Below are 18,648 nucleotides of genomic sequence, written 5' to 3'. Positions count from 1 at the left end.
GTCGGCACCGGTGGATCTGCGGCAGGCTCGGGTAGCGGCTCGGGTTCCGCTTCGACGCTCGGCACCGGCGGTACGTCGGCCAAGGACGGCATGTCGACCAGCTCCGTCGGAACTGGCGGCAGTTCGGCGGGCGCGGCCGGCTCGGAACACGGACAGGGCAAGAAGGCATGTCCTCCGGGCCAAGCCAAAAAAGACGGCGCTTCCTGCTAGTTCCATCCATCGGACGAGGGCGGATCGTTCCGCCTTCGCCCTATCAATAGGAGAGCCGAAATGACCTCGGCATCAATCGTATATAAGGGAACCTTCGCGCTGCCGCTGATCCTGACGACCTTTATCGCGATCTCGGCCTTTGCCACCGAAACCATCAAGCTTGACGACGGCACCACCTGCACCGTCATCGAAAGCACGGGCTCGACCGGCAATGGGACATCCACATCGGTCACCGCAGGCGGCGGCAGCGTTTCGTCCTCGACGACAATCGACGGCAAGACAACAACGATGAACTCGGGCGGCGGCTCGGCTTCGTCCAGCGCCGGTTCGTCCGTCACAACCGGAACGGCCGGCAATCAGGCTTTCTCGACGGCAAGCGTCACCCGCCCCGATGGAACCGTTATCACCCGTCGGTCAGACGGCACCTGTGACGTCACCAAACCGCAGAAATGAAGGAGATGGACATGTCGAAGAAACTATCACTGGCGTGCCTGGCGCTGATCGTCTCGGTTGCTACCACACCGGTGCTTGCACAGGACTGCAACGCTGCCGGCACGGTCGGCTCCGGCGGCAGCGCCGCCGCAGGCGGCACATCGGCAAGTACCCTCGGCACTGCCGGAGCCTGTCGGACCGACAGCGGCACGACATCCTCGATCGGCTCCGGAGGCAGTGCGGCGACGGCCGATGGCAAAGCCCGAAGCCAGACCAAGATCAACGAGAACCCGAACCAGCTGAAGGCGCAGTCGCGGGCGCAGGCCATGGACCAAGGCACCTTCAGCAAATCACAGACGAAGACTCGGGTTAAGGGTGACGAGCTGCAAAGCAAGACGCGCAGCATGTCCCACGTACCGGGGCAGAAGCCGGTCAAAAGCAACACCGAGAGCAATGTCGTTTTGCCGCAGCAGTGATTTGGTCATCGATGGATCGGCTCCCGCGAAAGAGCGGGAGCCGGCGCCGGCGGCGCAAGCGGATGATCCCCGCGTGTTCAGTCCGCTGCTCGCTGATTGGAACCGAACGGCGGCTTGAAGCTTTGAACCGCGCAGACTTCGGAGGATGAAGATGGACGAAGATACTTTTGCGCAGCTCAGCTCGATGAGCCAGAACCTGCAGAAACGCGCCCTCGCGCTGTCCCACCAGGGAAAGGATGCCGATCTTGCGATGCTGATGTCGGCGCAGGCCGTGACAATGGAAGCGGTCAAATCCCTGGGGGAAGCCTTGAACAGGATCAATGGCCCGCTGGGGCTTGGCGCAGCGGGAGACTAGCTTCGCGCTTTCTCTCGTTCGTGCGCGCCGCCTTTTTCAACCGCGTCGCCAATCCGGAACGGAACTTTCAGCCCAGCGGCCGGTTCGGGCACGCAGGAGGAGAACGAGATGCACCGCAAACCCGCCCATCAACACGAACTGGTGTTCTACATTGGGCTCAACGCGGCCCTCGCCTGTTTGATCGCAGCCAGCATCTTGCTCGCGGCAACGATCTGAGCTTCGGTTTGCTCCAAGAAGCCGTCGATCGATGTCGAGCCGGACGGCGCTGTAGGAGCATTGTCCTCTTCGTTTTACGGCAGCTGGCGAAGGAACTATTTGCCGATCCCCCTGTTGGAGCCTTCATGAACGACACGTCCAGAAAAGCCGGCAACAACATGATGAAGTTCGTCGCCACGATCCTGACAGCGGCGCTTGTCATAGGTGCTATCTATTTCTTCTTGCTGACACCCGGACAGCCGACAGGTCCGCAAACACAGCCCTCTCCCCACGCCATTGATCAGACGAACTAACGAACCATGAAGCAACGCGAAACCCCGACGGGTTTGTCGCCCTCGGCAGATCCCGAGCCTCAAAAGAAGCGCAAGGTCGTTGTCGGTCGCGGCTTGGCCATTTTCGTCGCCGGCGTGGCTGTCGCAGCCTTCTGCCTTTACGTCCTCATCGCGCTCTACGGGATCTATGCCAGCACCTAAGCACCGCCAGATTGGGGTTTGCGCCTGATCGTTCATCAGGAGCCGACCGTTCAAATTGCTCCGTTCCGGCTTTGAGATCGGTAACCACCCAACCAGCTAAGCCATCGCATATTCTTGTCATATGATAATTGTGATCAAAATTCGCATCAGAACGAGACGCCGAGGAAACCCCAAAAATGCCCGACCGAATTCCGGGAAATGCGCGTGTGCCAGCCACGGTCCATTGCTGGTCAGAAGATGTCCCAAGCCAGACCTTCGTCTCGTTGGAAAAGGCCCTGGCCTACTGCAAAAAGAATATCGGCGAGCTCCCGGCCATCGAGGTCTTCGTGCATTGCGGACAGGTCCCCGAGCCGATCATCAGCGGTGACGAACTGGCGGCACTGATAAAGGCAAAACGGCGCAACCTGATCTGACGAAGCCTGTTCAGCTGCGGCCAATATCTGCAACGCAGGCGAGGACGCGCCTTGGCCGCATATGAGCTTGCGACATTAAAGGTGACTGCGTTTATCTTGTTATAGCGAGCAAGAACGGCTATTCGCCGTGGCAGACTTGAACCAGGACCTGCCATGCTCATGCTAAAATCCACCTTGACCGCGCTGCTGATCGCTGCAGCATCCAGCTTGACCGTTTCCCCGGCGTTCGCGTCGACGAAATACCCCCTGACCCTCGAAAATTGTGGGGCGCAGGTCAGTTTCCCGAAGGCTCCCGAGCGGGCGATCGGGCTTGGTCAGAACAGCGCGGAGATCCTGCTGCTGCTCGGCCTTCAGGACAAGATGGCCGGTACTGCCTTCTGGCCGAGCAAGGTGCTGCCGCAGCTTGCCGAGGCCAATACGAAGGTCAAGCTTCTGAGCGTCGAATTCCCGACCTTCGAATCGATCCTGGCGGAGAACCCGGATTTCGTAGCGGCCGCTTTGCCAAGCCTGCTCGGCCCAAGCAGCAAGGTCGCCAAACGTGAGGACTTCGACAAGGTCGGCGTCCCGACCTATCTCTCGCCCAGCACCTGCCTCAGCACCAAGGAGGTCAAGGACCAGTACGGCAGCCGCGCGCAACTCTGGAACATGGATCTGCTCTACAAGGAGATCGACGAGCTTTCGCAGATTTTCGATGTCTCCGATCGCGGCCAAGCGCTGATCGCCGACTTCAAGAAGCGTGAAGCGGCATTGCGTGCGAGCGTGGCAAAGGATGGCAAGCAGCTTTCCTATGTCTTCTGGTTCTCAAGCCAGTCGCCCTCATCCGACGCCTATCTGGGAGGCAAGAACGGCGCATCGGGCTTCATCGCCGACCTTCTCGGGGGCAAGAACGCCGTCACCGCCGAAGCCGAATGGCCGACACTCGGCTGGGAAAGCATCATCGCCGCCAATCCGGACGTGATCGTCGTCGCCAACCTGGACCGCAACCGCTGGGAACTCGACAAGCCGGAAGCCAAGATCAAGTTCCTGACCACCGACCCGGCCGTCAGCCAGATCACCGCCGTGAAGAACAAGGCAATGGTGGTGATGGACGGCCAGGCCATGAACCCGACCGTGCGGACGATCTATGGCGCCGAACAGGTGGCCGAACAGCTGAAGGCCCTCGGTCGTCTGAAGTGATCGTGAGGCGCAACCCAGTTCGACAGTTTTCCGCCTTCGCGGCTGTGCTGGTGGCGTCGCTTGCAGCTATCGGGCTTGCCGTCGGCATAAGCGTCGGGATCGGCGATCTGCCGATCCCGCTCGCAACGACCTTTTCAGCCGTCACCAATCGGCTGGGATGGACCGCGGTGGGGCTCAACCGTATCCACGAAACCGTCATCTGGGATTACCGCCTCAGCCGGGCATTGGTCGCGGCGTTCTGCGGCGCGGGCCTTGCGCTGTCGGGAGCGATCATGCAATCGCTGCTGCGCAACCCGCTGGCCGAACCCTATGTGCTCGGTATCTCCGCCGGCTCGTCCACCGGCGCGGTCGCGGTCATCATCCTCGGTGTCGGCGCAGGCACGGTTTCACTCTCGGCCGGGGCCTTTGCGGGTGCCTTCGCCGCCTTCTTCTTCGTCGCACTGCTTTCGAATGGAACCCGCGGCGGCGCGGACCGCACCATTCTTGCCGGCGTGGCCGCGTCGCAGCTCTTCAATGCCTCGACCTCCTACATCGTCACGACATCGGGTAACGCCCAGCAGGCGCGCGACGTGATGTTCTGGTTGCTCGGCAGTTTCGGCGGTGTACGCTGGCCGGAATTGACGCTGGTCTCGATCGTCGTCGGCATCGCGCTTGTGGCCTGCCTGCTCTATGCCCGGGTGCTGGATGCGTTCGCCTTCGGCGACGAGGCGGCGGCGTCGCTCGGCGTCAATGTCGGGCGGGCACGCATCGTTCTTTTCGCGCTGACGGCGGTGATGACCGCGACGATCGTCAGCATGGTCGGCTCGATCGGCTTCGTCGGCCTTGTCGTACCGCATGTGGCGCGCTTCCTAGTCGGGCCGCTGCATGTCCGATTGCTGCCGGCCTGCGCGGTTGTCGGTGCCGTTTTCATGGTGGTGGCGGACATTGCGTCACGCACTCTCATCCCGCAGCAGGTCCTGCCGATCGGCGTCGTCACCGCGCTGGTCGGCGTGCCCTTCTTCTCGATCATCCTCTACCGGTTTCAACGCGCGTCATGAGCATCAAGACCGAGAACCTCACCTGGAAAATTGGCAGGAAGACCATCCTCGACGGCGTTTCCTTCGAGGCACAGCCGGGTAAGACGCTCGGCTTGCTCGGACCCAACGGCTCGGGAAAGACCTCGCTCCTGCGTCTGCTCGCCGGGTTGAAACCGCCGCATTCAGGCTCAATCCTGCTCGAAGGCAAGGATCTCAAGACGATCGGGCGGCGTTCGATCGCAAAGCGGGTCGCCTTCGTCGAACAGCATGCCACCACCAATGCCAATCTGAAGGTCGTCGACGTGGTCAAGCTCGGGCGGTTTCCGCACCGGTCGATATTTTCGGGCTGGACGCTCACCGATGACGAAGCGGTTGAGACCGCGCTTGCGCGTGCCGGGATGGCGCACAAGCGCAACGATCGCTGGCAATCGCTTTCGGGCGGCGAGAAGCAGCGGACCCATATTGCCAGGGCGCTGGCGCAATCGCCGAAGGAACTCATCCTCGACGAGCCGACCAACCATTTGGATATCCAGCATCAGATCGGCCTGATGCGGCTGGTTTCCGGCCTGCCGATGACGAGCATCATCGCGCTTCACGACCTCAATCATGCAGCGATGTTCTGCGACCAACTGATCATCATGCAAAATGGCAGGATCGTCGCGTGCGGGGCGCCGGAAGAGGTGATGACCGAAGCTCTGCTCAGGGACGTATTTTCCGTCGAGGCGCGGGTCGAGGCGTCACCGCATCATTCGCGGCCGCATATTCATTACCTCGTCTGATCATTTCCCTTGCGACGAAAGCGTAACGATCGCGAAGGCGCATGCGCCGCCCCCTCTGTCACGCTCCGGATGCTTGGCAGATTTTCAAGAATTCCAGAGACGGATTTGCCAGGTCGGTGCGTTTAAGCGGTATGGAAGCCAAGGATTGCCTCGACAGGGTTGTCATGAACGTTGTTCATCCTTCGATCGGATAGTGGGATAGATTCTCGCGTGCTGATCGACCGTAAAGAATCGGACTGATGATGGACGACCCTGATGCAGACCTGGTCGAAGGTATAGCTTCGGGCGACCCCCAGGCGATGCGCAAGATGGTGGCGGCAAAACTGCCAAGAATATTGCTGGTCGCGACGCGCATGCTGGGCGACAAGGGCGAGGCGGAAGATGTCGCTCAGGAAACTTTTCTACGCATATGGAAACATGCAGGTGGCTGGCGACAGGGAAGAGCGAAGTTTGACACCTGGGCTCATCGGGTCGTGCTCAACTTATGCTACGACCGACTTCGCCGCCGAAGGGATATCCTCGTCGCGGAGGCTCCGGAGATGGTTGACCATGGCCCGTTGCCCGACGCCGGATTGTTGTCCGACGACCGGGATGGCGAAACGGTGCAGCGCGCACTGCAAAGCCTGGCGCCACGCCAGCGGGAAGCGATCATTCTGGTGTATTATCAGGACATGTCCAATCGCGATGCGGCGGACGTGATGCAAATCAAGGTCGATGCGCTCGAGAGCTTGCTGGCAAGGGGACGCCGAACGTTACGGGTGATCTTGAACGGAGAAATGACATGACCGAGAAAAAAGCACCTTCGATCGATCGCGAGGCCTTTCGGGCCCTGATCGATGCCTATGGATCGAGCCCCCATCGTTGGCCCGACACTGTCAGGGATGGCGCGGTCTCTTTCATGGAAACCGAGGAAGGCCGCGTGCTGATGACGGATGCCGATCAGCTCGACGCGGTCTTATCCCGTCTGCAGTCGCCCTCGCCTTCAACCCGCCTGACGGCCAGCATTCTCGCCGATGGCGAAACATGGCTCGCCAGAAGGACGAGATTGCGTCGCTGGGCGATCAGCGCCGGATTGATCGGGGTCGGGCTTGCCGGCGGCCTGACGGGCGCCGTCGCGGTCGTCGTCGTCACGCCCCCGCCTGCTCTTTCCCTGAACGGCACCATGACCGCGTTCGGCGAATTGCAGTCCGACAGTGAGTGGACGCAGGAGGCACCATGACCGACATCCAATTCAGAAGGCTGGTGATTTCACTGCTTGCGCTCAACACGTTCCTCATCTGTGCGCTTGCAGGTGCCGGGCTGGTCTATCTGAGGACAGACCCGCCGCCCGCCGTTACCCGAATGCCGCTCGCTGGCGAGCAACTCTCCAAGGATGATCGGGAGGCCTTTCAACGCGCCATGAACGATGCTCGCCGCACGGTACGCCAGACTTCACTGGAAGCGCGCCAGGCCCGTATAGAGGCTGCCGCGCTGATGGGCGAACCGGAACTCGACGCAAAGGCTCTGGCAAGTGCGCTGGACCGCGCGCGCCGGGCGGAGATTGCCGTGCGCGCCGCCACCGAAGACCGGGCCGTGGAATTTGCGCAGGGACTGCCTCTCGAAGCCCGCCGGCGGCTGGCCGAGGGGCTGCTGGCCCGCGAGGCTCCCCGTCCAGCCACGAAATGACCGCATTTGGAAAGCGACGGATTTGCCGCCTGCCGCCGTTAAAGAGCCTATGACGAAACGGAGTTCGTATCGGTTATGGCCAATTCCAAAGACATTGACGCCGCCCTGACACTTTGGCGCTTTGGCCTCGGCGCGCGCGAAGGCGATCTGCAGGCGATCAAGGACGACCCCCGCGATCTTCTGCGGCAGGAGGTGGTTGAATGTTATACGCCGACGCCCGTCGGGCCGGCACTGCGTTCCAGCGCCGATCTGCTGATGTCCCTGATCGAGTACAACAAGGAAATTCAGGCCGAGCGCGACCGTCCTGCCGCGGCGCCAATGCCCGGTCCGCAGCCGGTCGCAACAGCCGCCGGCAACGCCATGGAGGCAACCCGCCCCACCGGCGGCATGATGGATCCGGGGGCGATGGCAGCTCCATCCTCGCAACCGGATAAGAAAGCAACACCGGCTTCGAAACGCCCGTATCTTCCCCAGCAGATCCTCATTGCCGAGGCTGATGCCCGGTTCAACGGCACGATACACCAGCCGTTGATCGGTTTCGGCGAACGGCTCGCGATGTTTTGGGCAAACCATTTCGCAATTGCCACCGGCAAGGGCGGCGACGTGCATATCATGGCCGGAGCCTTCGAACGCGAAGCGATACGCCCGCATGTCTTCGGCCGCTTCGAAGACATGCTGCTTGCGGTCGAGAGCCATCCGGCCATGCTGTATTTCCTCGATAACCATCAATCGATCGGCCCGAATTCGCAGGCCAACAAGAACGGAAAACGTGGGCTCAACGAAAACCTCGCCCGCGAGATCATGGAGTTGCACACGCTGGGGGTAAATGGCGGTTACGATCAGGCGGACGTGACATCGCTTGCGCGTATCATCACCGGCTGGACGATCTACCGCGATGAAAAACGTCCCGGCCCGATGGGCAGTTTCGTCTTCAATAGCTCTGCGCACGAGCCCGGCGACCATCCGGTGATGGGGATGACCTATGCCGAGGACGGCGTGGAACAGGGGCGTTCCGCACTTCGCGACCTGGCCCGCCACCCAGCCACGGCCAAACACATCGCCTTCAAGCTCGTTCGGCATTTCGTCGCGGACGAGCCACCGGCCGGTATCGTCCGCAAAGTCGCTGCGGCTTACACGAAGACACACGGCGACCTTTCTGCCGTCTACAAGGCGCTGATCGACAGCGAGGAAGCCTGGAACCCTGAATTGTCCAAGATGCGACCGCCGCTCGACTACGTGGTGGCGATGATCCGGGCAACAGGTCTCAGGCCAAAACCAGAGCAGATCATGTCCACCCTCAACGCACTCGGCCAGCCCTTCTGGAACCCTTCCGGCCCGAACGGTTTCTCGGATGTCACGGATGGCTGGGCTTCGTCTGAAGGTCTTGCCACCCGGATCGACGCCGCCAGCATTTTCGCCCATCAGGCGAGCGGGACAACGGATCCCAGAGAGTTCGTCAAGGACCGGTTGGGACCGCTTCTTTCTGCCGAAACGCTGCAGGCGGTGGCCCGGGCCGAAACCAAGGCGCAGGGCCTGTCGATCGCATTCCTTTCCCCCGAATTTCAGAGGCGTTGATCATGTTGTGCGAACATATTTCCCCGACCCGTCGTGCCGTTCTGGGCGCTTCCGGCGCGCTCTTCGCCTGGGCCTTCATGCCCCGCTTCGCACATGCCGCCGGAGGGCGAGACCCGCGTTTCGTGACGATCATCCTGCGTGGTGCGCTGGATGGCCTGACGGCGGTCCCGCCGATCGGCGATCCCGACTATGAAGCGTTGAGGCAACAGAGCGCCATGCGGATTGATGGCGCCAATCCGGCACTGCCGCTTGACGGCTTCTTCGCCCTGCATCCCTCAATGCGCAATTTTCAGCGTCTTTTCCGTGCGGGGCAGGCGGCCGTCGTGCATGCCAGTGCAACCGCCTACAGGGACCGCTCGCATTTCGACGGGCAGGACGTCCTCGAGTCCGGCTTTCCGTCGCCGGGCCATGTTGAAACCGGCTGGCTCAATAGATTGCTCGAAGGATTGCCGGCGGGTGAAAGGGTGGCGCCAGGCGCCACCGAACGCGTGCGGGGGCTATCGGTCGGAACGACTGCGGCACTTCTCATCCGCGGCAAGGCGCCGGTGCTCGGTTGGGCGCCTTCCATCCTGAAACCGGCCGACGGCGATCTCGCTCCCCGTCTGGCCGATCTCTACGGACAGAAGGATCCGGTTCTCGCCCGCCTTCTCCAGGAAGGGATCGACACCGGGAAAATCGCTTCCGGCATCGACATCAAGGCGCGCGGAGGTCCGGGAGACCCGAACGGCATGGAACAGATGGCAAGAGGCGCTGCCCGGCTGATTGCTCATCCTGAAGGCCCCCGCGTCGCGGCTCTGGCTTTCGAAGGATGGGATACCCACGCTCAGGAAACCGATCGGCTGGCAAAATTGCTGACCGGCCTCGACAACTCGCTTGCCGCGTTCGAGCAGGAACTCGGCCCGGTCTGGAAGGATACCGCGATCCTGGTCGCGACGGAGTTCGGCCGCACGGCCCGCATCAACGGAACCGAGGGCACCGACCACGGCACGGGCACGACGGCCTTTCTGGCCGGCGGCGCGATCCGCGGCGGCCGGGTCATCACCGACTGGCCCGGATTGAAGGAAGCGCAGTTGCGCGACGGCCGCGACCTTGCGCCAACCACCGACATCCGGGCGATCATCAAGGGTGTCGCAAGCGATCTCCTCGGCGCGAACGCCAACCATCTCCGCGACGTGGTTTTCCCCGGCTCGGAAAGCGTTCAGGCGGCAAAGGGTCTGATCGTGTGAAGGCATTGGAACCGGGGCCCCAAGACAGCTATGCCGACATCTGATGATGTTCGAAGCTTTGCAGCTTCTCTGTTCCAAGGGCGTCTGGAACAAACCAAGCCGGTGATTGTTGTTGGCCATCCGCAATCGGAGGTCACGACATGAAACTTCTGGTCATCACGGCCGCAGCCGTTCTTTCGCTGTCGGCTAACCTCACGTCAGCGCAGGAGACGCCCAACGCGTCTCCGGGCACACCACCGCCGGCCGAGGCGGATCGCTCCCCGAAGGCGCCGTCGCCTGTCACTCGAGAACTTGACGCAGACAGGGACGGAAACGAATGGCGGATGGCACCCATGGCAGACCGTTCGCCGCCGCGGGAGCGGGGAGCGCGGTTCCGCATCGAGAACGGCCGGACCACGATCGACCTGCGTTGTGCCGACGGCGAACCGACGAAGGATTGCGCGGATCTTCTCCTGCAGGTGCTGGACCGGCTGCAACGAGGAAACTCCTCATACGATTCCGACTCTCGCGACTACGGCCGGGACCGCTCACGTGATCGCTGAAGCGGGCTAAGATAGCGGATCTTCTCCAAGGCGTTTGAGCTTAAGGCGGCGCGGAAGCGACCACAGAGAAGCTGAAGCACAGATGAATACGGACTTCAGCAACGGTTCAACGACCCTGCCGCAATCTGTCACCGTGTGCACTCTGGAGGAAACCGATGCGCAGGATTATCTTGGCGGCCAGTCTGGCCGCAGCTTGTCTGTTCGGCGGCGCGGCAAACGCCATGCCGATTGGCGACATTGTCGTCCCCGCGAAGCCAATCGCCGAAAAAGTCGATTGGGCTTGCGGCCGTGGTTACCACATGAACCCGTGGGGCGATTGCCGCCCCAACCACTGGCGCCCGCCACCGCCACCGCGCTATTATGGCCATCGGTGGGACCGTCGTGATCGATGGGACGACCGGGGACCGCCGCGCTGGGAAGGCCGAGGTTACTGGCGCGATCGCCGGGACTGGCGTTGAAATGAAAAAGGCCCTTCTGTTCTGCAGAGGGGCTTTTTTCTTGGTCACGCCGGCTGCGATGACCGGTATTACGTCTCCGAGACCGTAGGGCGCGCGCAACGTTCCTCCTCCCCCGCGACAAGTCGAGTTGGCTGCTTTCATTGGATTGAATTTTAGCCATTCCTAACGAACATTTTCGGGTTCGGAATGTTGGGTAGCCAGGAGGAAACGGCCATGAAAAAGGACAGCAATCGACAGGTCAGGATCCCTGGGCCGCGCGATCACGACGTCGCAGAACACTGCCGCAAGAATGGGATGAGGCCGGAAGACGAGAGGAAGATGCTGAGGCTGCTGGGAAAGCACGCCCCTGCCCATGAGATCCACTCGAACTCTCCGCCGCGACCACCGCGGTTCCGTTAACGAGCGGCAATGGCGCTTCAGATGGCTACAGCCCCATTCCCGCCGGCCGCGTCCGATGCACCCCCTTTGGAACGAAAGCGAATTGCTCGGCAATGCCCAACAGGTCCGCAGCAAGGTGCAGCGCCGAAAGCCACATCTCGGTACCCTGCAAGCTTCCTGCCTGACCGTCGGCGAAGGCAAAACCTCGTTTCGGCTGCCACCGGTCCGGCGAATGCAGGATAATGTCCTCGGCCACGGTTTCCGCGTGGCTGCGCATGAAATCCGTTTGTTTGAGGCACAGCCAAAGCGGATGGACCGTGTCGAGCAGATTGCAGGCCGTATAGGTTGGGCCGGAAAAACCACCATTGTTTCGGTAATGCAAAATAACGGAGTTGATCGCGGCTTCGGGAAAAGGAACAGGAATGCCGAACTGGGCATGGGCTCCACGGGTGAGGCGATAAAAGCCGTTGACCGGTTGCAGCAGCCCTTGTTCCGCGGTCGGTTTTCCCCATAACCCGGTCGAACGATCCGCACGGGTCGTCAGCCAGCCAAAGAGGATTTCCTTACCCCTGCCGCTCCTGAAATACCGCGCGTTGAAATAGAGCGCAGTGGCGATAGCGTCCACCCGGTCGCCGCACCACCATGCGCGGGTGCTCCAGGGCAAGGCTTCCAGCCAGTCGCATAGCGCAACGGCATCCATTTCGACGCCGGAGATCGGGTGAGACGGATGGGCGCCGAGTATCTCCAGCGCATAACCGACCGCCAGCACGTTATAGAGAGAAGGAGAATCATCGCGGATGTTCTTCGCAGGACCAGGGGACCGAAACGGATCGGGGAAAAAGCCGGTCGCTGGGTCCTGTAACGCCTGCAGACGAGCGATGATCGCCTTCGCCTCATTCCCCGAAGGCTGTTCTCCAAAAGCGGCGGCGATCTCGATCGCATCGCATTCATGCCTGACGCTCATGCGCGCGATGCCGTCGGCGTCCATCGACAGATAGCCGTCCGGTGTCAGATGCTGTTCCCGCACATCCCGCCACTCAGCTTCCGCCACCTTGCTGATCCGCAGCAGCGCCTGCTTCACCTCCGCACGACGCGATTTTCCAGCGGCTGTCGTTTCCCCACGACGGCGCACGACTTTGGCCGGCACCCCCGCCGCGATCGCCAGATCTGGAATGTCCTTGGTTACAACGGCCCCGGCGGCGATAACGGCACCCCTCCCGATCGTCACGCCGTCAAGGATGACCGCATTGGCACCGATCCACACATCATCGCCGATCGTAATCCCGAGTGTCTCGTGAGGCTGATCGTTGATCGGTACGTTCGGATTGTCGAAGCCGTGATTGAAGCCGACGATCGACACCAGCGACGCAATACGCACGCCGTTTCCGCACCGGACCTTTCCGGAGATGCATGCGTATGGGTTGACCGAACAATTGGAGCCGATTTCCACGTCTCCACGCACGAGCGCGTGCCCCGCAATCCAGGAACGATCGCCGAGGATCAGCGATGATGTGAAAATGCGGGCGTCGCTTGCGATGTAAGCGCTGTCTGCGATCTGCGCCCCGGCGGACCGCGCCAGTTTTTCCTTCAGCCTCTTTTGAGGATCGCCTTGGATATCCGCAGGCCTGCGCTCCCAGGGGAGGAATTGCAGCCTGGCTTCCCGATCCATCTCGGATTCGGAAACGTCTTGATGTGTCCGCATCTCGTCACTCGTTTGCACGCCGGTTTCCATGCTCGAAAAAATGCCGACAGGTCGGAATTCGGTGGATCGATGTCATCATACCAATTTTTGACATTCGCCATATTGACGAAATATAGCAGACGAATTTAAGCGTCCAGCTTTTGTTTTCGACCTCCCTCGGCGCTGATCGATGTCTCTAAAGACAAATGGAATTCACTCCCGCATTGATATGAGCCTGAATTTGTCATACACGTGTGATGAATACGGCGCAGACGCGTCGCGTCGTTGCAGCGGGGATTGAGCGTGACAACCCAGATCAAGGATCGGAACAAGGGACCGGGGTCGCTGGTGTCACGGGTCGGGGAAAGTCTTCGGACCGCAATTGCCAGCGGTCAATATTCGCCCGGCGACAAACTCCCAAGCGAAGTCGAACTGACGGAAACCCACGGCGTAAGCCGTACGGTGGTCCGGGAAGCGGTCGCGGCTCTCAGATCGGACGGGCTTGTCGAAGTGAGGCAGGGCGCCGGAATTTACGTGCTCAGCCAGGAGGCCCCCGCCCCTTCCGGCCGAAAAATCGACCGGGCGCGCGTATCGTCCGACCTGGAGGTGCTCGAGGTGCGGGCTCCGCTGGAGATCGAAGCTGCCGGGCTGGCGGCGATGCGCCGGTCTCCGGCGCAGGAAGAAGCAATTTTCGATTGTCATCGGCATATTCTGCAATGCATCGAGCAGAACGAATCGATCCGTGAGGCGGATTTTGCGCTGCATTTTGCCATCGCCGACGCCACGAACAACCCGCTATTCCGGCAACATCTGGAATTTCACGGCACTGCGGCCATTCCGCAATCGCGGGCGACGCCCGGCGAACGGTCCGGTGAACAGACCGCCTACCGCCGCATGATCCATACGGAACATGAAGCGATCGTCGTGGCGATCTCGGATCGCAACGAGGAGGCGGCGCGCAATGCCATGCGAGACCACCTGAGAGGAAGCCAGATCCGCTATCGGGATGTACTGAGGGATTTCAAAGCGTTTTCAAGCTGATGCTCCAGTAGGCCAGCCGCATGGCCGACCCGGCTTTCGGGGCCCAATCCGCTGTGAACAGCACCGAAGGTTGACCGTTTGAAAATGCGGCAAGCGCCTGACTTCACTTGCAAACTCGCAACGAGGGCGGAGACATCATCGGCGACGATCGTGACCACACCCGATCTGCATTTCATCTCAGTAGATCAAGGCTCTACGGGACCGATCATAGGGGTCAACCATCGACGCTGATTCACAGCCTCGATGGCAGTAGCGAAGGCCGGGGGACGATCGGACCGCACCCCGGGGTCCCGTTAACGCCAATTTCAGCTCACTGGCGGTCCGCCATTCATTTTCTTGGTCAGCTCAGGCCGTACCAGGTACCGCGGCCCGCTCCATGAAGGGTTAGATGTCCCTGCTCGTTTAATGCGCGCAGATGATCCTTGACGGTATTTCTGCTTGCACCTGTGGCCTTGGCCGCGTCCATCACGGTCACTCTTCCACGCTCGCGGGCCAATTCGAGAATTGCGATGGACAGCTCCGGCAGATCACCAAGAAGGATGCGCTCGCGTTCGATCTTGCGCTCCAGCTGCTGTTTCTGCCGCTGCAGGCTTCGCAGGAAGAACTCGACCCACGGATTCCAATCCTGCTCATCGGTTTGGATCGTGCCCTGTGTCCGTCGCAGAGCAAGATAATACGCTTCCTTGTTTTGCTCGATGACGCTTTCGAGGGAGCTATAGGGCACATAGGAATAACCGGCCCGAAGCAGGAGCAAGGTGGTCAAGGCGCGCGAGAGCCGGCCATTGCCGTCCTGAAATGGATGGATCTCCAGAAAAACGACGACAAAAACCGCCACGATGAGCAACGGATGAAACGTACCATCCTTCTCCTGAGCCTGTTGCCAGGCCATCAGGTCGGCCATCCGGCCCGGCGTATCGAAAGGCGATGCCGTCGTAAAGACGATGCCAAGGCTATGGCCGTCTTCGTCGAACGCTTCGACATTGTTGGAGAGCGTCTTCCAACTTCCCCGATGCCGCTCATCCTTGGTCGAGTGAATGAGCAGGTCCCGATGGAGTTGGCGGATATGGTTTTCGTTCAGGGAGATCTCTTCGAAAGCGGAAAAGATAGTTTCCGTCACCTCGGCATAGCCTGCGACTTCCTGTTCGTCACGGCTGGTGAAAAAGCCGATGCGCAGATTCGAGAGTAGCCTCTCGACCTCGCGGTCGTTCAGTTTTGCTCCCTCGATACGGGTTGACGATCCGATGCTCTCGATCGTTGCAACCCGGCGCAGGCTGGACAGTCGGTCGGGCGCGATCCGTCCCAACGCTCGCCAGGCGCCTTTGAACTCGTCAATCTCGGCGATCAGCGACAGGATTTCGGGCGTGATGCGCAGTTTGAATAGATCGAGCGCCGGCATCCATTAGTCCATCCATTTCCATCCACAAAGGGTATGGCACAACGGCATCCATTAATCCATCCATTTCCATCCAATAAGCCGGCTTTGAACCAATTGCTGGAAAAGATCGGTCTTCGCGGTCATCGATGCGGTGGCCTATGACAACAGGTCCGGAATGGCGCCGACCATGCTGACGATAGCGATGGCTTTCGGTGGATCGATGAGCTTTGGTGCACGTGATGGGGCGGCTTACGTGACCGGGCCATGCTGCTGATCGGCTTTGCCGGCGGCCTACGCCGTTCGGAGATCGTCGAGCTCGACTGCGGCCGCGACCTAACCGAAGACGGCCGTGGCTGGATCAACATCCTCGACAAGGGATGCTGGTGACGCTACGAAGTCCTGATGCAGATCGGTCGGGAAGCTCTTGCCGAGAGCCGTCTCCTCGGTCTGCCGATCTCTGCCAAGGATCTCGAAACCGAGGCCAAGGATCGGGCGGAACAGAAATACGAAGAACCGGCGCATGCTTCCATGAGGCAGTAATCGCTTCATGCCGGAACTGTCGTGCATTATCCTCGGTGGGCCGAACGGCTCCCGCAAATCATCCGCCTTCGCCAAGCTCAAGCTCGAAGGCGTCTGGAATCGAAGGAGCGCCGAGCATCTGAGATCGCCCTGCGCCAGTCGGCTTTCGTCCGCCCCTCAGGGATGTGTTGGTGCCTCGCTCATCACTGACGCGCCAGAGGCCCGACCAGACGACGAGCGGCTCGCCTCTAAGGCCTGAAACCGGTCCGGGTCATCTTCCCCCTCTTATTTATTCTTTTACTTGCATCGCAGGCGGACCTGCACAAACCCGCACAAGATCGGCAAGGATCATCCGCAGTTCCGGCCACGGCGCTTCCTCTAGGGCAGAGCGTGGATCCTCCGTTTCCAGGAGTGAATGCAGCCTCACCGCGACGCCGGCGACAGATTGAGGCACCGCACTCCACAATTCCTTTGCCAAAGCCTCCTCGACATCTGCGATTTCCTCCTCTGCTTTTTTCGCCCGGGTATATCCGACCCGCCTGTCCGCCTTCTTCCATTCGCTCCGGCTTGCCGCCAACGCGGCCCTTGCTTGCCGCCGCATTTCATCCTGATCAGTGTTCGGCAAAAGACGGTCGATCTCCCGACCGGAATAGGCCCATATGAAACCACAGTCTTCGGAGAGTGGGACTTTGGCGCGGGGGAAACTACCGAATTCTCGAATTAACTCCGTTTCAAGCTTTTGCTGCCGGCGGCAGGCTTCTCCGCAGAGCCTATGGGCAACCATCCAATCTCTCCAAAGTGATACCACCGGATCGCCTTGCTCCGATCTCTCCGTCCCCACCACCGCACCTGCCGGGGCGGGCGCGGCTGCGATCGAAGCCGCAGCACGGGACAGAAAGTTTCTGCGCATGGTCTCGGGGGAGACATCCTTATTCCCGGAGGAGGCCATTGGAACCGCCTCCGATCAAAACGACGTCCGTGAGCATCGCCCCCGGGTACGGCGCAGGTGATTTTCGGCGGGTGATTGCAGACAAAGTTCTGCTATTCTCAGAATCAGCCATGATCCAAGCTCCAAACAGCTAGATTGTGGTCAGGCCAGAGGGGATGTTACCGCATTTCCTTTGGCCGACTGCATCAATGCAGGCCCCAACTATATCGTGTAATCGTGGCGGATCAACAATATTCGCCTAAAATAGGCGATTTTAATGCTGCCGGTTCAATGCAGGATGGCTCGTGCAGCCCTTGGATTAGCTATTGCTGACCTAGCAAAATTAGCCGGTGTCTCCACTAACACCGTCGTTCGCTTCGAAACCGGCGCGGAACTCAAACAATCGACAATTGACGCGCTTCGATCTGTCTTCCAGGATGCGGGCCTCGAGTTCATCGCCGAAAACGGTGGAGGTGCTGGCGTACGATTTTCAAAGCCAGCGGGAACAGAGAAATAAGCGGGCATCACCGTCTCAAAGAGGACACCAGCTCCAGTCGGGATATTGGTTCCGGCTAGATGAGGGCTGTGGCGAGACCGTTTGGCAAAGAAGCAGAGGCCATTCCGCCTGCCTCCCGAAATTATCGTGGACCGAGTGGGGCGGATGCTCCGGCATCCAACGCGGCCTTCTCACTTGCACGCCGGCCTCCTCACGCTGCAACGCCGATGGACGTCCAGGGGAGGGGAGCGCACTTTCTCTCATGTGCATCGATCCGATGCTCGCCTGCGCCTGACTTTACTCGCAACCAGGGCGGGGCCATCATCGGCACCGATCGTCAGCCACCTGATCTGCATTTCATCTCCGTAGATCAAGGCTTTACGCGACCGATCATAGGGAGCAACCTTCGCCGCTAATTCACATAATCCGCCTCGCGTCCCCAGACTTCGATCTGGGTCAGCGCCGGAAAGGGCGACGGGTCGTCGGCCTTGATCAGGCTGTGCAGTCTGATCCATTCCACGGTCTGCTCCCTTACCGGGAAACACTGAGCCGCCCCCGTCTTGACCAGCGAGAAACATGCGGTCTCGGCGTTGGAAAAGGTGACGCTTACTTTTTCCCACCAGGCGTCGTGCGGAAAGTCCGCTCGCAGGTAGAGGACGATTTCGTCGATTTTCACCGGCCGGCCGAAATCGAGCGTCAGCGTCGCCTCGGGATCGCGATTGATCCCCCAGCTCGTGTAGGGCCAGAAGCCATGATCGTCGTTCGCCTTTTCGCCGTCTATGGCGTTGCGCGCGGCAAAGACCGCCTCCCCGCGCGTCTCCACATTCGCCTTGGCGTGCGGAAAGATAGAGGCGTTGGCGTGATCATCCCATGGATTGAACGCCAGGTTCCGACGTGCCCCGATTTCGTCCGGCCGCGCCTTGCGCACGCATAATCTATGAATCTTGCCGTCGAAGGCCCGCGGAGGATAGGGAACGCGCTTGGAACCGAAGGGGACCGCGAGCGCATAGGTCGGCCCCTTCATATAGACGATCGCGGGCGTCATCGCGTCGTCGAGGGCGAGCACGAGATACCCCGGCGCGGACGCTTCGACGACAACCTGATCGCCTTCATTGTAGCTATCGCGATAAACGAGATACGCCTCGTCCGTGCCCGTTGCCCTGGCGCGAACCTCGCCCGCCACATCCACGACTTTCAGTGTCAGTTCCATGCTCGTCC

At 60.7% G+C, this 18,648-nt stretch carries 24 protein-coding genes and 2 pseudogenes; 22 read left to right on the top strand and 4 right to left on the bottom strand.

Annotation, left to right across the window (positions count from 1 at the left end; all coding sequences use genetic code 11):
• The 18 genes and pseudogenes from MOV63_RS01840 to MOV63_RS32735 form a co-directional block, all read left to right on the top strand.
• Positions 1-210: pseudogene (locus MOV63_RS01840) on the top strand (hypothetical protein); the annotation flags it as partial.
• 60 nt (positions 211-270) lie between these two features.
• Positions 271-663 (top strand): hypothetical protein, encoded by a 393-nt coding sequence (locus MOV63_RS01835; RefSeq protein ID WP_051900641.1) that lies wholly within the window; start codon positions 271-273, stop codon positions 661-663.
• A gap of 11 nt (positions 664-674) precedes the next feature.
• The gene (locus tag MOV63_RS01830) at positions 675-1,118 is read left to right on the top strand and encodes a hypothetical protein (RefSeq protein ID WP_157885338.1); all 444 of its coding nucleotides are present in this window, start codon (positions 675-677) and stop codon (positions 1,116-1,118) included.
• A 151-nt stretch (positions 1,119-1,269) separates the two neighbouring features.
• Positions 1,270-1,473 (top strand): hypothetical protein, encoded by a 204-nt coding sequence (locus MOV63_RS01825; protein ID WP_040125515.1) that lies wholly within the window; start codon positions 1,270-1,272, stop codon positions 1,471-1,473.
• A gap of 341 nt (positions 1,474-1,814) precedes the next feature.
• Positions 1,815-1,982: a hypothetical protein gene (locus tag MOV63_RS01820; protein WP_157885339.1), complete on the top strand. Its 168-nt coding sequence runs from the start codon at positions 1,815-1,817 to the stop codon at positions 1,980-1,982.
• A 6-nt stretch (positions 1,983-1,988) separates the two neighbouring features.
• Positions 1,989-2,162 carry a hypothetical protein gene (locus tag MOV63_RS01815; RefSeq protein WP_157885340.1) on the top strand — a complete coding sequence of 58 codons (174 nt, stop codon included), beginning with the start codon at positions 1,989-1,991 and terminating at the stop codon, positions 2,160-2,162.
• A gap of 176 nt (positions 2,163-2,338) precedes the next feature.
• On the top strand, positions 2,339-2,575 hold the full coding sequence (locus tag MOV63_RS01810; RefSeq protein WP_157885341.1) for a hypothetical protein: 237 nt from the start codon (positions 2,339-2,341) through the stop codon (positions 2,573-2,575).
• Between the two features lie 153 nt (positions 2,576-2,728).
• Positions 2,729-3,751 carry an ABC transporter substrate-binding protein gene (locus MOV63_RS01805; RefSeq protein WP_040125516.1) on the top strand — a complete coding sequence of 341 codons (1,023 nt, stop codon included), beginning with the start codon at positions 2,729-2,731 and terminating at the stop codon, positions 3,749-3,751.
• A 2-nt stretch (positions 3,752-3,753) separates the two neighbouring features.
• Complete coding sequence (locus MOV63_RS01800; RefSeq protein ID WP_244447587.1) at positions 3,754-4,788, top strand: iron ABC transporter permease; 1,035 nt, start codon at positions 3,754-3,756, stop codon at positions 4,786-4,788.
• Positions 4,785-5,546, top strand: a complete 762-nt coding sequence (locus MOV63_RS01795) for an ABC transporter ATP-binding protein (RefSeq protein WP_040125518.1) — start codon at positions 4,785-4,787, stop codon at positions 5,544-5,546. The genes MOV63_RS01800 and MOV63_RS01795 overlap by 4 nt, the downstream gene beginning before the upstream one ends.
• Positions 5,547-5,785: 239 nt before the next feature.
• Entirely contained in the window at positions 5,786-6,331 is a 546-nt protein-coding gene (locus MOV63_RS01790) for an RNA polymerase sigma factor (RefSeq protein ID WP_040125519.1), read from the top strand.
• The gene (locus MOV63_RS01785; RefSeq protein WP_247031246.1) at positions 6,328-6,765 is read left to right on the top strand and encodes a hypothetical protein; all 438 of its coding nucleotides are present in this window, start codon (positions 6,328-6,330) and stop codon (positions 6,763-6,765) included. Before MOV63_RS01790 ends, MOV63_RS01785 begins: the two co-directional genes overlap by 4 nt.
• Entirely contained in the window at positions 6,762-7,211 is a 450-nt protein-coding gene (locus tag MOV63_RS01780; protein WP_040125521.1) for a periplasmic heavy metal sensor, read from the top strand. Before MOV63_RS01785 ends, MOV63_RS01780 begins: the two co-directional genes overlap by 4 nt.
• A gap of 75 nt (positions 7,212-7,286) precedes the next feature.
• Positions 7,287-8,786, top strand: a complete 1,500-nt coding sequence (locus MOV63_RS01775; RefSeq protein WP_040125522.1) for a DUF1800 family protein — start codon at positions 7,287-7,289, stop codon at positions 8,784-8,786.
• Between the two features lie 2 nt (positions 8,787-8,788).
• Positions 8,789-10,012, top strand: coding sequence for a DUF1501 domain-containing protein (locus MOV63_RS01770; protein WP_040125523.1), 1,224 nt, complete (start codon positions 8,789-8,791; stop codon positions 10,010-10,012).
• 140 nt (positions 10,013-10,152) lie between these two features.
• Positions 10,153-10,554, top strand: coding sequence for a hypothetical protein (locus MOV63_RS01765; protein WP_040125524.1), 402 nt, complete (start codon positions 10,153-10,155; stop codon positions 10,552-10,554).
• Between the two features lie 155 nt (positions 10,555-10,709).
• Complete coding sequence (locus tag MOV63_RS01760) at positions 10,710-11,012, top strand: GCG_CRPN prefix-to-repeats domain-containing protein (protein ID WP_080719385.1); 303 nt, start codon at positions 10,710-10,712, stop codon at positions 11,010-11,012.
• Positions 11,013-11,225: 213 nt separating this feature from the next.
• Entirely contained in the window at positions 11,226-11,411 is a 186-nt protein-coding gene (locus MOV63_RS32735; protein ID WP_040125526.1) for a hypothetical protein, read from the top strand.
• 25 nt (positions 11,412-11,436) lie between these two features.
• Here the strand turns inward: MOV63_RS32735 and MOV63_RS01755 are convergent, their stop codons facing one another.
• Positions 11,437-13,122, bottom strand: coding sequence for an acyltransferase (locus MOV63_RS01755; protein ID WP_405029289.1), 1,686 nt, complete (start codon positions 13,120-13,122; stop codon positions 11,437-11,439).
• 252 nt (positions 13,123-13,374) lie between these two features.
• Between MOV63_RS01755 and MOV63_RS01750 the strand changes: the two genes are divergently transcribed.
• Positions 13,375-14,112, top strand: a complete 738-nt coding sequence (locus MOV63_RS01750; RefSeq protein WP_080719407.1) for a FadR/GntR family transcriptional regulator — start codon at positions 13,375-13,377, stop codon at positions 14,110-14,112.
• A gap of 340 nt (positions 14,113-14,452) precedes the next feature.
• Here the strand turns inward: MOV63_RS01750 and MOV63_RS01745 are convergent, their stop codons facing one another.
• Positions 14,453-15,508: a Fic family protein gene (locus tag MOV63_RS01745; RefSeq protein WP_040125528.1), complete on the bottom strand. Its 1,056-nt coding sequence runs from the start codon at positions 15,506-15,508 to the stop codon at positions 14,453-14,455.
• A 225-nt stretch (positions 15,509-15,733) separates the two neighbouring features.
• On the opposite strand from MOV63_RS01745, the pseudogene MOV63_RS01740 reads away from it, so the two are divergent.
• Positions 15,734-15,865 (top strand): annotated as a pseudogene (locus MOV63_RS01740) (integrase); the annotation flags it as partial.
• Between the two features lie 24 nt (positions 15,866-15,889).
• Entirely contained in the window at positions 15,890-16,027 is a 138-nt protein-coding gene (locus MOV63_RS01735; protein WP_173426782.1) for a hypothetical protein, read from the top strand.
• A gap of 268 nt (positions 16,028-16,295) precedes the next feature.
• Here the strand turns inward: MOV63_RS01735 and MOV63_RS01730 are convergent, their stop codons facing one another.
• Entirely contained in the window at positions 16,296-16,790 is a 495-nt protein-coding gene (locus MOV63_RS01730; RefSeq protein ID WP_157885342.1) for a hypothetical protein, read from the bottom strand.
• 421 nt (positions 16,791-17,211) lie between these two features.
• Between MOV63_RS01730 and MOV63_RS01725 the strand changes: the two genes are divergently transcribed.
• Entirely contained in the window at positions 17,212-17,451 is a 240-nt protein-coding gene (locus tag MOV63_RS01725) for a helix-turn-helix domain-containing protein (protein WP_080719386.1), read from the top strand.
• 391 nt (positions 17,452-17,842) lie between these two features.
• On the opposite strand, the gene MOV63_RS01720 is transcribed toward MOV63_RS01725, so the two are convergent.
• A complete protein-coding gene (locus MOV63_RS01720) occupies positions 17,843-18,640 on the bottom strand; it encodes a discoidin domain-containing protein (protein ID WP_247031245.1) in 798 nt (265 codons plus the stop codon).
• Positions 18,641-18,648 lie beyond the last annotated feature (8 nt).

This window comes from Neorhizobium sp. SHOUNA12A (genome assembly GCF_023006505.1).
Lineage (GTDB): Bacteria > Pseudomonadota > Alphaproteobacteria > Rhizobiales > Rhizobiaceae > Neorhizobium.
The sequence above is the reverse complement of the archived record's forward strand: the minus strand, read 5'-3'. Positions and strand labels throughout refer to the sequence as shown.